This window comes from Duganella margarita (assembly GCF_009857535.1).
Taxonomy (GTDB): domain Bacteria; phylum Pseudomonadota; class Gammaproteobacteria; order Burkholderiales; family Burkholderiaceae_D; genus Rugamonas; species Rugamonas margarita.
Genome location: NZ_WWCS01000003.1, coordinates 238,617 through 252,732 on the forward strand (window position 1 = coordinate 238,617; position 14,116 = coordinate 252,732).

Consider the following 14,116-nt stretch of genomic DNA (forward strand, 5'->3'; position numbering starts at 1 on the left):
TATGGAAAGCACCTTCACCGCCTCCGTCCCGCGCCTTCAGACCGAGCGACTGATGCTGCGCGAATATCGGCGCGAGGATTTTGAATTATTCGCCGACCATCTGGCGAATGCGGAAAGCTCGGCGTTCCTGGGCTCGGCCGACCGTGCAACGGCGTGGCGCATCTTCGCTTCCCATGCCGGACTGTGGCTGCTGCACGGCGCCGGCTGGTGGTCGGTGGAGGACCGGCGCTCTGGCCAACTGGTTGGCTGCGTCGGCGCTTTTTTCCGTGAGCAGGCAACGGTGATGGAACTGGGCTGGAATACCTACCGCCCGTTCTGGGGCAAGGGCATGGCGAACGAGGCCGCTGCGGCGGTTTTGCAGTACGCATTCGAGGTGCGCGGCGAACCGAAAGTGCGGGCGCTCATCACCACGGGCAATGAATCATCGCGCCGCGTAGCCGAGCGCCTTGGCATGGTCTACGAAATGGAGACCGAACTGCAGGGCAGGGCGATCAACAGCTACGTGCTTGAGCGCCGCTGAGCCGGAACGATGCTAATCGCTTTCTGCCATGAGGTGAAAGATCACATATGCGGCAGCCACATGCCCAGCGTGGCGACCACGACTCCCACGCCGGTAACAGCAGTGGATAGCAGCAGCATCCCCGCCGTACCGATGCGCGCGGCCGTGCGCGCATGATGACGCCCGCGCAGATAGACTTCAAGCACCGCCAAGGGTAGAAGATATTGGGCGAAAGCCAAGAAGCTCAGAACAGGACCGGTGAACGAGTCGGGGTCAAAGCCGGCAGGGCCGCCGTTGACGGCGATCCAGCACATCAGGCCGACCCGGAAGTACCACACCCCGCTCACGCACAGATACAGCCGCAACGCCCAGCGCCGATGCGCGGCGAAATCCCCGGCAACTGCATTACGTAAGGTCTGGGCGGCGCATAGCAATATCAGCAAGCCATTGATACTGGTGCCCAGGTGCTGCGCGAGGTCGCCCACGGCGCCGCGAAACCATAACATGTAGATGCCGCTGAAGCTGGCCAACACGGCGCCCGCCAAATACACACGCCCATTCCAGCGATGAAACGCCGGTGCCCGCGCGCGTAGCGCCGGCACCAGCTGCAAGGCGCCGCCCAGCATGATGATGGTCGCCACCAGCAGATGGGCAGCGACGATGTGGTTGCCGATCGGTTCACCTGCGACGTAGCCGTGCGTCATGACGGTATTCCAGTCTGCTGGTTTGCCATGCAATGCGGCGCCGCCGTATAACACCGCGACATATGCGCCGAACATCAACTGACCAGCGCAGGTGACGACAAACCACAGCCGCGCGCCCCAGTTAACAAAGGAAAAGGACAGCTCCGCTTTATTCATGTTTTGCTCCAGATTGGTGGTGGACGCGCCACGATAGCCAGCAGCGCCGACGGTCGGCAAGGCAGTGTTCTTGACGGTGCGACGAACGACGGTTTGCAGGGGTTGAACGGCGGTGCAAATACGGTTATTGTTGGGCGATGTCCTTTGCTCAACCTTCTATCCGGGCTCTCCGCCCCCTGCTGCCGACACGGCGGCAGACATTAATCGTCGGCGCGACAGTGCTGCTGTTGTCTTGGCTGTTGCATAAGGCTTCGGGCACGCCGTTCTACGCAGTTTTCGGCCGCATCGGCTTTATCGGCGCCTGCCTGCTGATGGCTTATTCGGCGGCGGCGCCGCTGCGGCCGTCCTGGATGTCGCAGCAGTCGGCCCGCCTTCTGGCGATCATCATTGTGGCGCCACTGGCTTCGATGGCCACAGCGGTGATCACGCAAGGTCCGCATGTGTTCAGCTACCTGCAAAGTGTGGAGATGTTGACCGGCCACATTCTGATGGTGGTGCTGGCCCTGGTTTTCGGCCTGGTGATGGCGATGCTGGCGATGCGAGGCGAACGCAAGGAACGTGAACGTGCAGACCAGTTGCAAGTGGCGTTAGAAAAGAACCGCTTGGAACGCGAACTGCTGGACGCTCGCCTGCGTCTGCTGCAGGCGCAGATCGAACCGCACTTTTTGTTTAACACGCTGGCCAATGTGGAGGCGCTGGTGGCGTCCGGTTCGCCGAATGCCGGTCTGGTACTGCGCCAGCTGATCGCCTATCTTAGGGCCGCCATGCCGCAATTGAACGACGCCGACGCCACCTTGGGCACCGAGTTGCAACGCGTTCGCGCTTACCTGGAATTGATGCATATGCGGATGCCGGACCGGCTGCAGTTCACGGTGCCCGAACTGCCTGCGTTGGCGGATCTGCGCTTTCCTGCTATGGCGCTGCTGACGCTGGTGGAGAATGCTGTGCGCCACGGTATCGACCCGAGCATGGCGGGCGGGCGCATTGAGGTCGGCGGCCAGTCCGTTGCTGGCAAGGTCATGCTTTGGGTGGCCGATACCGGCGTCGGCATCGCCGAAACTGCGCAACCTGGAACCGGCCTCTCCAATTTACGTGTACGGCTACAGGCATTCTACGGATCCGGCACCCGCCTGGACCTGCATGAACAAGCGCCACACGGCGTGCGGGTTGAACTCCACTTTACTCCCATGGATACCAAATGACAGTCACCACTGCCATGATCGTCGACGACGAACCGTTGTTGCGCGAGCGACTGCGCAGCCACCTGGCACACATCTGGCCGGAGCTGCAACTGATCAGCGACGCGCGCAACGGTCTGGAAGCGCTGGAGCTGTTTGCGCAGCATAGCCCTGACATCGTCTTCCTCGACATCCATATGCCGGGCCTGAATGGCATCGAGACAGCGCGGGCGATGGGGCGTCGCGCCCACGTGGTGTTCGTTACCGCCTACGAGCAGTACGCGGTGCAGGCCTTCGAGCAGGGGGCGCTCGATTATCTGGTGAAACCGGTCGACAGCGCGCGTCTGGCCGATACGGTAGAGCGGCTGCGCACGCGCAAAACCGCCGCAGATGCATTGGACACGGTGCTGGACCAACTGGCGGCGCGCTTTGCGCAGACTACGCAGCCTCGCCCTTGGATGCAGTGGATTAAGGCCTCGGTGGGGACCAGCGTCCGGCTGATTTCGGTGGAGCAGGTGCATTTCCTGCGAGCGGAAGAAAAATACACCTTGGTCGTCTGGGAGGAGGGGGAGGCGCTGATCCGCAAGAGCATCCGTGAATTGAGCAGCGAACTGGACCCGGCGTGGTTTGTACAGATCCATCGCTCGGTCATCGTCAACCTGCGCAGTGTGCGCGAGGTAGTGCGTGGCGTGAACGAAACGGCCGAACTGCACTTGCGCGGACACGCCGAAGTACTGCCGGTCAGCCGCAACTATCTGCACCATTTCCGCCAGATGTAGAACTGCAATCCTGGCTTTGAGCACGCGGCTTGTATCTCATTGCGGTGTCGATAATGCCATCTGGATAAAATGTCCATGTCATAGTGGTTAGAAAATGTAACTTACCACAGGTTACAAATTCCACTTTTGCCTTTACAAGTTTTCTTTAGACTGCCATGCGGCGCCTTACAAGGGCGTCACATACCAATCAGGGGAAAACTAAAAATGCAAAAACATACCTACAGCGCATTGGCGCTGGCGGCTGCGCTGGCGCTGAGTGCCTGCGGCGGCGGCTTCGACAATACTTACACGCCGCCACCACCGGCGCCGCCGCCAACGCCGGTGGCGTCGGTCATCAACGTTGATTTCACCCAGGGCATCGATGGCTGGACGCCGGGCGTGGCCGATTACGTCGATGGCGACGAGCCGAGCGAAACCGGCTATGGCTGGTCCAAGCTCCCCGCGCCGCTGGAAGGCAAGGGCTACTTCCTGACTTCCCACAACAACAGCGACGATGTGCTGACCTATGCCAAGCACCAGGTCGGCGGCTTTGTACCGGGCGCGAAATACAATCTGACCTTTTCGATGACCTATGCCACCGATGCGTCCACCCAGTGCTTCGGCGTGGGCGGCTCGCGCGGACTGGGCATCTTCATGGTGGCGGCGGCCAGCGGCGACGAGCCGAAAACGGTCAAGCAGGCCAATGGCGCCTACCGTCTGAACCTGGACCGCGGCAATAACGGCGAATCCGGCACCCAGGGCAAGACGCTGGGCGTGCTAGGCTCCGAGGATCTGGAGTGCGGCGCCGGCGTGTGGGTGAAGCAGACCCGGTCGTCGACCGACGCCATCCCGGTCACCGCCGACAAGGACGGCAAGCTGTGGATCGTACTGGGCACCGACTCGGGCTTTGAGGCCACCAACGCCTGGTTCCTGCTGGGCGCCACCGTCAACGTCAAGCCGCAGTAATCAAGCCAAGATCATCAGCGCAAGCTAAGATCATCAGCGCGCCGCCTGCACCTGTTCGCGGTTGTGGCGGGCGCCGGCCAGGCGCACGATCTGCTCCAGTTCCACCGGCTTGACCAGATGATGGTCGAAGCCGGCTTCGGCGGTGCGGCGGCGGGCGTCGCTCTGGCCCCAGCCGGTCAGGGCCAGCAGCAGGATGCGCTCGGCGCCGGGCCGCTGGCGAATGGCGCGCGCGGTTTCGTAGCCGTCCATGCCGGGCATGCCGAGGTCCATGATGATCATGTCCGGCGCCAGCGTCTCTACAGCGGCGATGGCGGCCGGGCCGTCGTACACGGCGCGCACGTCGAAGCCGTCGATTTCCAGCAGCGCGGCCAGCGAGTCAGCGGCGTCCTGGTTGTCGTCCACCACCAGTACCTGCATCTTGCGGCCGTCGTGGCCGGCGTGCTGCGCCAGCGGCACCGGGTGGCGCGCGCCGTCGCTGTCGAGCACCGGCAGGCGGATCACGAATTCGCTGCCCTGGCCGAGGCCGGCGCTATGGGCGTCCACCGTGCCGCCATGCATTTCGGCGAATTCGCGCGCCAGGCTCAGGCCGATCCCCAGCCCGCTGGAAAACTGGCCGCTGACGGTATTGCTTTGCTCGAACATGCGGAAGATGCGCGGGATGGTGTCGGCGTCGAGGCCAATGCCATTGTCGCGGATGGTGACCTGCAACGCGCCATCGTCGGCGCTGGCGACCGCCTTTACCAGCACATGGCCGCCCTGCGGCGTGAACTTGACGGCGTTGGACAGGATGTTGGCGTAGATTTGCACCACGCGCGCGTAGTCGACATTGAGCATGATTTCGCTGGGCGGCAGCTGCCAGGCGATGTGGATGCGCTTGGCGTCGGCGGCCTGCTGGCACAGCTCGGCCACGTGGCTCATTACCGACGACAGCGATACCAGCTGCGGTTGCAGCTTGATCTTGCCGCTGGTGATGCGCGACACGTCCAGCAGGTCGTCGACCAGGCGCGTCAGCAGGCGCACCTGGCGTTCCACCATGTCGCGGATGCGCGCCACCGGCGCGGCCTCCGGATACAGATGCGTCAGCAGCGACACCGAGGTGCGGATCGGCGCCAGCGGATTGCGCAGCTCGTGCCCGAGGCTGGCGAGGAATTCGTCCTTGCGGCGCGCCGCTTCGCGCACCTGGTACTGCTTGTTGCGCGCGCGCAGCGTCGAATGCAGCGCGGTGATCAGCGTCAGCGTGCGCACCGGCCGCTCCATCAGGCTCAGGTTGCCCAAGCCGGTGATGGCGCGCCGCACCACCGCCGAATCGGCGCCGTTGTGCGTCAGCAGGATGATCGGCAGGTCGGACCAGTCGGGCTGGCGCGCGACGCAGCTCTGCAGCAGCTGCAGCGCGCCGGGCGCCAGTGCTTCTTCCACCGTCAGCACGGCGCCGGCGCCGCGTTCCAGCTCCTCTTCCAGCTGCGCCAGGTTGGCGCACACCTGGCTGTCGATGGCGGCCAGCGCCAGCACCTTGGCCGCCAGCGGCGCGTCCTGACCGGTGGGGGCGTAAATCAGGATGCGCGTTTCCATGGTGTTCAGAGCGCCGGCGGCTGGATGGCGGCCGGGCCGTGATAGGTCGGTACCCCGGTCAGCACGCCGTGGAAGTCCTTCAGCACCGGCCCCACATGCAGGCCGGTGGGACCGATCTCAAAGCGGCGCAGTGTGCGCTCGTGCGTGCTGCCGCGTTTCTTGAAGACCGAGATGGCCTGGCGCACTTCGCCTTCGGCCTCGAAATAGCGCAGCATGATGATGTTGTCGGCCAGGTAGCTGGCGTCAACGGCGGATGTCATGCCGGGGCCCATCACGCCCGACTGTACGCCGACCAGCAGGCTGACCACGCCGCGCTGGCCGAGGTAGGTCAGCAGTTCGTGCAGATGGATGATCAGGAAGCGTTCGTCCGGCACCGCGTTGAGGTAGCCGTTCAGGCTGTCGATGACGACGATGCGCGCGCCGCGTTCCACCTCTTGCATGACGGCGCTGGCAAATTCGCCCGGCGACAGTTCGGCCGGATCGATCTGCTGCACCGACAGCAAGCCGGTGTCGATGGCGCCGCTCAGGTTGAAGCCGAGGTTGGCGCAGCGGTTCAACATATTGTTGCGCGCTTCCTCGAACAGGAACATGGCGCACTTCTCGCCGCGCTGGGTGGCGGCATGCACGAATTGCGCCGCCAGCGACGACTTGCCGGTGCCGGATGGGCCGGACAGCAGGGTGCTCATGCCTTCCTCCAGCCCGCCGCCGAGCAGCGCGTCCAGCGACGGCAGGCCGCTGGACAGCTGCTTGCGGCTGCTGGATTCGCGCGTGGCGGCCGCCACCAGGCGCGGATAGACATACAGCCCGCCCTTGATGATCTTGTAGTCATGCGAACCGCCACGAAAGGCCACGCCGCGGTATTTGACCACCCGCAGCCGGCGCCGTTCGGCGCCGTAGGTCTGGTCGGCCAGTTCCAGCGTCATGACGCCGTGCGCCACGCTGCGCACCTGGAGGTCGGTGGACAGGGCGGTGCGGTCGTCGAGGAAGATGGTGGTGCAGTTGCGACTGCTGAGGTACTGCTTGAGCGCCAGCACCTGCCGCCGGTAGCGCAGCGGGCTTTCCGCCAGCAGCTGCAGTTCTGATAGCGAGTCGAGCACCACGCGGCGCGGCTGGTAGCGGTCGATGGCGCCCAGGATGCGCTGGGTGGTGTTGCCCAGTTCAATTTCGGACGGGTGGAAGATGGTGTACTGCTGGTCCGGGTCGAGCGCTTTTTCGTCGGGGATGATTTCTTCGATGTGGATGCCGTCCATGGTCCAGCCGTGCGACTGCGCCACGCTGCGCAGTTCCACCTTGGTTTCGGCCAGCGTGATGTACAGCGTGGCCTCGCCGTTGCGCACGCCTTCATTGAGGAATTGCAGCGCCAGCGTGGTCTTGCCGGTGCCGGGTTCACCTTCGACCAGATACAGCCGGTCCTTGGTCAGGCCGCCGGTGAGGACAGCGTCCAGTCCCGGCACGCCGGTAGGGAGAAAATCGGTGCTCAGGCTGTTTTGTTTTTCCATCGGTCGCGGTCCAGGCAATATATGTTGTCCGGCCGATGCTACAGGAAAGCACTAACGACGGGCGCGCTGCTGAATTCCCTGCTGCTTGTGGCGGTACATGGCGCGGTCGGCGCGGCCCAGCAGCATTTCGATGTCCTGCGGATCGTCCGGGTGATGCACCGCGATGCCCAGGCTGGCGCTGAGGGTGACACTGGTGGTCTTCAGCGTGAACGGCTGGCGCAGCGCCGGCAGCAGCTTGTCGGCCGCTTCCTGGGCGGCGGCGTCGCTGCCCAGCATCTCCAGGATGACGATGAACTCGTCGCCGGCCAGGCGGCCGACGGTGTCGGTCTTGCGCACCGCGCCGCGCACGCGCTGGGCGAACTGGCGCAGCAGCTCGTCGCCTTCCTCGTGGCCGTAGCGGTCGTTGACCTGCTTGAAGCGGTCGAGGTCGAGGAAGAACACGGCGCAGGCCTGGCCCGAGCGGTTGGCCCGTTGCAGCGCTTCCGGCAGCGTCTTCATCAGTGCGCGCCGGTTCGGCAGGCCGGTCAGGGTGTCGCGCAGCGCCAGTTCCTCCATCGACGCAAACAGCTGCTTGCGCTCGCTGATATCGTGCAGGAAGGCGATGAACAGGTGGCCGCTGCTGCGCGGCACGTAGGCCAGCGACACTTCCACCGGCAGTTCCTGGCCGGCGCGGTTGTGCAGGGTCAGTTCGACCCGGCGGCTCAGCACCGTGGTGGCGCCGTCGGCGCTGTCGGCCAGCTGGCGCATGTCGCGCTCGTAGGCGCGGCGCAGCGGCAGCGGCAGCATCATGGCCGCCAGCGGCTGGCCGATCACTTCCGAGCGCTTCCAGCCCAGCAGCTTTTCCGCCTGCAGGTTCCAGTCGCGCACCACGCCGCCCGGATCGAGCGCGATGAAGGCGTCGTGGGCGTTGTCGAGAATGGCGCGCAGTTCGGCGGCGCGCTCCTGCAGCAACTGCTGCGTGCTTTGCTCCTGCCCCAGCGCGCGCTCCAGCTGCAAGGCCTTGCGGGCGATTTCGCGGGTGCGCTCGGCCACTGTCGATTCCAGCCTTTCATTCAGGCCGCGCAGGGCGTCGAGGTGGTGTTGTTCGTTGCGCAGCATTTCAGCCAGCGCGCGCGACAACACCTGCGCCTCGTGGAAGGTGTCGACCGGCTGGATCGCCGGCAGCGTCGGCACGGCGTCGGGCGTCGCCAGCCGCGCCTCGATGGTGTGACTCAGTTCGTTCAGCGGCCGGGTCAGGCGGCGCGTGACGATGGCGGCGGCCAGCGCCATGGCGGCGCCGAGGATGGCGCCCAGCAGCAGGATCTGGCGTTCCAGCGCGCGGGCGCCGGACAGCGCCTGTTCCTCCGGCTGGCGCGCCAGGATCGCCCAGCTGAGCGTGGCCGCATCGTCGGCACTGCCGCTGCGGGCGTAGCCGGTCAGGTAGCTGCGGCCGTCGGCCCAGCTTTCCTTGAGCGCCCCGGACGCGCCGCTGCGCGCCATGGTCAGGCTGTCGCTATAAATTTGCTGGCCCTCGCTGCCCGGCGGGCCGAGCATGACGGTGCCGTCGCCGCGCACCACGAACAGCTCGGCTGCGTACTGCTGATCGGCGGCCGGCGCCAGCATGGTCTGCGCCAGGCGCCGCATCCAGCCCCAGCTCAGGCGCACGCACAGCACGCCGCTGTAGTTGCCGTCGGCGTCCATCAGCGGGCCGGCGGCGTCGATGAAGCGCCACGGTTCGGCGCCGGCCGGCAGCTTCTGGCCGGCTGGCGCGGCGGAGGCGGCCTCGCCGGCATACAGCGCGCGCCGGCCCTGCCTGAACCACGGGCGGCCGCTGACGTCGGCGCCTTCCAGTTCGCCCTGGGTGCCGGCCACGACCTTGCCTTGCGGGTTGACCAGGCCGATCCACGCATAGTCGGGGAAGGTCTTTTGCAGGCTTTCCAGCGCCTGGCGCACCTCGGCCGGCGTACGTGCGGCGCGCACGCTTGGCAGCGAACCGAGCAATTGGACATCGCCGGTGGCGCGCCGCACTGCGCCATTCAGCGCGTCGCGCATTTGCCACGACAATTGTTGCAAACGCTGCTGCGCCTCGCGGCGGGCGTAATTCAGCGCGAAATGGTCGACCAGAATCAGCAGCGACAGCACCGTCAGCAGCACCGTGGCGCTGACGCCCACCGTCACCAGCGTGGTGAGCCGGGGGCGGGTGGTAGGGGACGGTTTTGAAATATGCACGAGCGTACTAAATGATGACTTAAAGAAATTAACTGATTGTAGCATTGCAACGTGATGGCACCGGGAGCGTGCGCCGAATTTCATCGGCTTAAGCCACGCTTAAATCTTTCGGTATCGCCCCGCACTGCACAATATAGTTGCTTGACTTAATTAGAATGATCGTTCATTCTATAGGCTGTGCTTAATTTTTATACAGAAAGCTCATCACATGGAAGCCCTTTTCTGCAAAAAAACAATGCTGCGCACCGCCGGTGCCGCAGCCATCGTCTCCGCACTGGCCGTCTTGGCCGGTTGCTCCAAGTCCACCTCCGAAGCACCTCACCAGCAGCAGGTGGCGGAAGTGGGCGTTTTCAAAGTGGCGCAAGCGCCGCTGCAAATCACGACCGAACTGCCGGGCCGCACCAGCGCTTATCAAGTTGCTGAAGTGCGCCCGCAGGTCAGCGGTCTGATTCAGAAACGCCTGTTTGTCGAAGGCGCCGACGTCAAAGCCGGTGTCCCGCTATACCAGATCGATCCGGCCACTTACCAGGCCGCGTACAACTCCGCCAAGGCCACGCTGGCCAAGGCCAAGGCCAACCTGCTGACGGCGCAGCCGAAAGTGGGTCGCTATAAAGAGCTGGTGGCGATCGAAGGCGTCAGCAAGCAGGAATACGACGACGCCGTCGCCGCTTTCGAGCAGGCCAAGGCCGACGTGGAGTCGGCCAACGCCGCCGTGGAACAAGCCAAGATCAATGTGAACTACACCCACGTCGATGCACCGATCAGCGGCCGCATCGGCCGTTCGACCGTGACGCCGGGCGCGCTGGTGACCGCCGGCCAGACCACCGCGCTGACCACGGTGCAGCAGCTGGACCCGATCTACGTCGACGTCACCCAGTCGAGCGAAGACATGCTGCGCCTGAAGCGTGACGTTGCCAACGGCAGCCTGCGCAAGGACGGCCAGGCCAAAGTCACGCTGGTGCTGTCGGACGGCACCAAGTACGCCGAAGAGGGCAAGTTGCAGTTCTCCGATGTCACGGTCGATACCGGCACCGGCAACGTCACGCTGCGCGCGCTGTTCCCGAATCCCAAGCATGATCTGCTGCCTGGCATGTTTGTGCGCGCCATCGTCGATTCCGGCGTCAACGAGCACGCCATCGCCGTGCCGCAGCAGGGCGTGACCCGCAACGCCAAGGGCGAAGCGACCGCGCTGGTGCTGAACAAGGAAGGCAAGGTCGAACAACGCGTGCTGACCACCGGCGGCACCGTGGGCGACAAGTGGCTGGTCAAATCGGGCCTGAACGAAGGCGACCTGCTGATCGTTGAAGGCGTGCAGAAAGTCAAACCAGGTGCGCCGGCCAACGCCGCCAAGCCTGCCGCCGCCGCCCCTGCTGCGGCAGTCGCCGCCGGCGGCGCCGTCCCTGCCAACGCCAAGAGCGCGCAATAAGGAGTTAGTCTATGTCTCGTTTCTTTATTGATCGCCCGATTTTTGCATGGGTGGTCGCGATCGTGATTATGCTGGGTGGCATAATCTCGATTCTCGGCCTGCCGATCGCACAGTATCCAAGCATTGCGCCGCCATCGATTTCGATCAGCGGCACCTACCCAGGCGCCTCGGCCAAGACCGTGGAAAACGCCGTCACCCAGATCATCGAGCAAAAGATGAAGGGTATCGACGGCCTGCGTTATATGTCGTCGTCGTCCGATTCGGCCGGTGGCGTGACGCTGACGCTGACCTTCAAGAGCGGCACCAATCCTGACATCGCGCAGGTGCAGGTGCAGAACAAGCTGCAGCTGGCCACGCCGCTGCTGCCTGCCGCCGTGCAGCAGCAAGGCCTGGTGGTAGCGAAAGCCACCAAGAACTTCCTGATGGTGCTCGGCTTCGTGTCCGAAGACGGCTCGATGAAGCAGGCCGACATCGGCGACTACGTCACCGCCAGCGTGATCGACCCGGTCTCGCGGGTGGAAGGCGTGGGCGATGTGACCAACTTTGGTTCGCAGTACGCCATGCGCATCTGGCTGGACGCCGCCAAGCTGCAAAGCTATCAGCTGACGCCGGCCGATGTCAGCGCCGCGATCAGCGCGCAGAACACCGAAGTCTCGGCCGGCCAGCTGGGCGGCCTGCCGGCCGTCGCCGGCCAGCAGCTGAACGCCACCGTGACCGCGCAAAGCCGTTTGCAAACGGCCGAGCAGTTCGGCGAGATCCTGCTGAAGACCAGCACCAGCGGCGCCACCGTGCACCTGCGCGACGTGGCCCGCATGGAGCTGGGCAGCGAGACCTACAACATCCTGGCGCGCTACAACGGCAAGCCGGCATCCGGCATGGCGATCAAGTTGGCCACCGGCGCCAACGCGCTGGACACCGCCAATGCGGTCAAGGCCAAGATCAAGTCGATGGAAGGCCAGTTCCCGAAAGGCCTGAAAGCCGTCGTGGCATTCGACACCACGCCATTCGTCAAGCTGTCGATTGAAGAAGTGGTGAAAACCCTGCTCGAAGCGATCGTGCTGGTGTTCCTGGTGATGTACCTGTTCCTGCAAAACTTCCGCGCCACGCTGATTCCGACCATGGCGGTGCCGGTGGTGCTGCTGGGTACCTTCGCGATCCTGTCGGCGCTGGGCTATTCGATCAACACGCTGACCATGTTTGCGGTGGTGCTGGCGATCGGCCTGCTGGTCGATGATGCGATCGTGGTGGTGGAAAACGTCGAGCGCGTGATGACGGACGAGGGCTTGTCGCCGCTGGAAGCGACGCGCAAGTCGATGACCCAGATCAGCGGGGCGCTGGTGGGTATTGCCATGGTGCTGTCGGCGGTGTTTGTGCCGATGGCCTTCTTCAGCGGTTCGACCGGTGTGATTTACCGCCAGTTCTCGGTGACCATCGTGTCGGCGATGGTGCTGTCGGTGCTGGTGGCGATGATCTTCACGCCAGCGCTGTGCGCCACCATCCTGAAACCGGTGGAAAAAGGCCATGCCATGACCAACAAGGGTTTCTTCGGTTGGTTCAACCGGACCTTTGAGCGTGGCACCAATAAGTACCAGGGCATCGTCGGTTCGATCCTGAATCGCGGCGGCCGGTCGCTGGTGCTGTATGCAGTGCTGCTGGTGGTGCTGGCCTTCGTGTTCATGCGCCTGCCGACTTCCTTCCTGCCGGAAGAAGATCAGGGCGTGCTGTTCTCGCAGATCCAGCTGCCTACCGGCGCCACCCAGCAACGCACGCTGAAAGTGATCGAAAAAGTCGAGAACCACTTCCTGACCAACGAGAAGGACAACGTCGCTTCCGTGTTCGCGGTGGCTGGCTTCAGCTTCAGCGGCAATGGCCAGAACACCGGTATCGCCTTCGTACGGATGAAGGACTGGGCGGATCGTCCAGGCGTCGCCAACCGCGTCAGTTCGATTGTCGGCCGCGCCATGGGTTCGTTCGCGCAGATCAAGGACGCGATGGTGTTCGCCTTCGCCCCGCCAGCGGTGCTGGAACTGGGTAATGCCAGCGGCTTCGACTTGCAGCTGCAGGATATCGGCGGCGTCGGTCACGATGCGCTGATGGCGGCGCGTAACCAGATGCTGGGCATGGCCTCGCAGAGCAAGCTGCTGGTGGGCGTGCGTCCCAACGGCCAGGAAGATACACCGCAGTACAAGATCACTGTCGACCAGCAGAAAGCCATTGCGCTGGGCCTGACCGTGTCCGATGTGAACTCGGTGCTGAGCACTGCCTGGGGTAGCGCCTACGTCAACGACTTCGTCGACCGCGGCCGCGTGAAGAAGGTCTACCTGCAAGGCGCCGCCGAGGCGCGCATGACGCCGGAAGATCTGAACAAGTGGTTCGTGCGCAATGCCAGCGGCCAGATGGTGCCTTTCTCGTCGTTCTCGTCGGGCGAATGGATTTACGCGTCGCCGCGCCTGGAGCGCTACAACGGCCTGCCGTCGACCGAGATCCTGGGGGCGCCAGCGCCGGGTCAGAGCTCGGGTACCGCCATGGCGGAAATCGAAAAGCTGGCGGCGCAACTGCCGCCGGGTATCGGCTTCGAGTGGACCGGCCTGTCGACCGAAGAACGCGATTCCGGCTCGCAGACCACGCAGCTGTACGCCATCTCGGTGCTGATCGTGTTCCTGTGCCTGGCCGCGCTGTATGAAAGCTGGTCGATCCCGTTCTCGGTGCTGCTGGTGGTGCCGCTGGGTGTGATCGGCGCGGTGGTGGCGACCTATGTGTTCAAGCTGTCCAACGACGTCTACTTCCAGGTCGGCCTGCTGACCGTGGTCGGTCTGGCGGCGAAGAATGCGATTCTGATCGTGGAGTTTGCGAAGGAACTGCAGGACGCCGGCGAGGATCTGAAGAAGGCCACGCTGCATGCGGTCAAAATGCGTCTGCGTCCGATCCTGATGACCTCCATTGCATTCGGCCTGGGCGTGTTCCCGCTGGCGATCAGCAGCGGCGCCGGTTCCGGCAGCCAGAATGCGATCGGCATCGGCGTGCTGGGCGGGATGCTGACGGCGACCTTCCTGGGGATCTTCTTCGTGCCGCTGTTCTTTGTGCTGGTGCGTGGCTACTTCGCTCCGAAGAAGCCGGCCGCTCCCGCTCCTGCTGTTGAGGTGCACTAATATG

The 14,116-nt window shown here is 64.2% G+C and carries 10 protein-coding genes; 6 read left to right on the forward strand and 4 right to left on the reverse strand.

What is annotated here, in order from left to right; all coding sequences use genetic code 11:
- Position 1: 1 nt before the first annotated feature.
- Positions 2 to 520 carry a GNAT family N-acetyltransferase gene (locus GTP55_RS05975; RefSeq protein WP_161044031.1) on the forward strand — a complete coding sequence of 173 codons (519 nt, stop codon included), beginning with the start codon at positions 2 to 4 and terminating at the stop codon, positions 518 to 520.
- 41 nt (positions 521 to 561) lie between these two features.
- Here the strand turns inward: GTP55_RS05975 and GTP55_RS05980 are convergent, their stop codons facing one another.
- Positions 562 to 1,419 carry a DUF2306 domain-containing protein gene (locus GTP55_RS05980; protein ID WP_161044032.1) on the reverse strand — a complete coding sequence of 286 codons (858 nt, stop codon included), beginning with the start codon at positions 1,417 to 1,419 and terminating at the stop codon, positions 562 to 564.
- Positions 1,420 to 1,496: 77 nt separating this feature from the next.
- Here GTP55_RS05980 and GTP55_RS05985 point away from each other — a divergent pair, with 77 nt between their 5' ends.
- From GTP55_RS05985 to GTP55_RS05995, 3 genes are all read left to right on the forward strand, one after another.
- Positions 1,497 to 2,561 carry a sensor histidine kinase gene (locus tag GTP55_RS05985; protein WP_202423586.1) on the forward strand — a complete coding sequence of 355 codons (1,065 nt, stop codon included), beginning with the start codon at positions 1,497 to 1,499 and terminating at the stop codon, positions 2,559 to 2,561.
- Positions 2,558 to 3,316 (forward strand): LytR/AlgR family response regulator transcription factor, encoded by a 759-nt coding sequence (locus tag GTP55_RS05990; protein WP_161044033.1) that lies wholly within the window; start codon positions 2,558 to 2,560, stop codon positions 3,314 to 3,316. Before GTP55_RS05985 ends, GTP55_RS05990 begins: the two co-directional genes overlap by 4 nt.
- A gap of 204 nt (positions 3,317 to 3,520) precedes the next feature.
- Entirely contained in the window at positions 3,521 to 4,261 is a 741-nt protein-coding gene (locus tag GTP55_RS05995; protein WP_202423588.1) for a hypothetical protein, read from the forward strand.
- Between the two features lie 33 nt (positions 4,262 to 4,294).
- On the opposite strand, the gene GTP55_RS06000 is transcribed toward GTP55_RS05995, so the two are convergent.
- Genes GTP55_RS06000 through GTP55_RS06010 form a run of 3 tightly spaced genes read right to left on the reverse strand, consistent with a single transcriptional unit; the run spans position 4,295 to position 9,537 of the window.
- Entirely contained in the window at positions 4,295 to 5,830 is a 1,536-nt protein-coding gene (locus GTP55_RS06000) for a hybrid sensor histidine kinase/response regulator (protein WP_161044034.1), read from the reverse strand.
- A gap of 5 nt (positions 5,831 to 5,835) precedes the next feature.
- Complete coding sequence (locus tag GTP55_RS06005) at positions 5,836 to 7,329, reverse strand: ATPase domain-containing protein (protein WP_161044035.1); 1,494 nt, start codon at positions 7,327 to 7,329, stop codon at positions 5,836 to 5,838.
- Positions 7,330 to 7,380: 51 nt separating this feature from the next.
- Complete coding sequence (locus tag GTP55_RS06010; protein WP_371868294.1) at positions 7,381 to 9,537, reverse strand: diguanylate cyclase domain-containing protein; 2,157 nt, start codon at positions 9,535 to 9,537, stop codon at positions 7,381 to 7,383.
- Between the two features lie 208 nt (positions 9,538 to 9,745).
- On the opposite strand from GTP55_RS06010, the gene GTP55_RS06015 reads away from it, so the two are divergent.
- Both GTP55_RS06015 and GTP55_RS06020 read left to right on the forward strand, forming a co-directional pair.
- On the forward strand, positions 9,746 to 10,963 hold the full coding sequence (locus tag GTP55_RS06015) for an efflux RND transporter periplasmic adaptor subunit (protein ID WP_161044037.1): 1,218 nt from the start codon (positions 9,746 to 9,748) through the stop codon (positions 10,961 to 10,963).
- An 11-nt stretch (positions 10,964 to 10,974) separates the two neighbouring features.
- Entirely contained in the window at positions 10,975 to 14,112 is a 3,138-nt protein-coding gene (locus tag GTP55_RS06020) for an efflux RND transporter permease subunit (RefSeq protein WP_161044038.1), read from the forward strand.
- Positions 14,113 to 14,116: the final 4 nt, after the last annotated feature.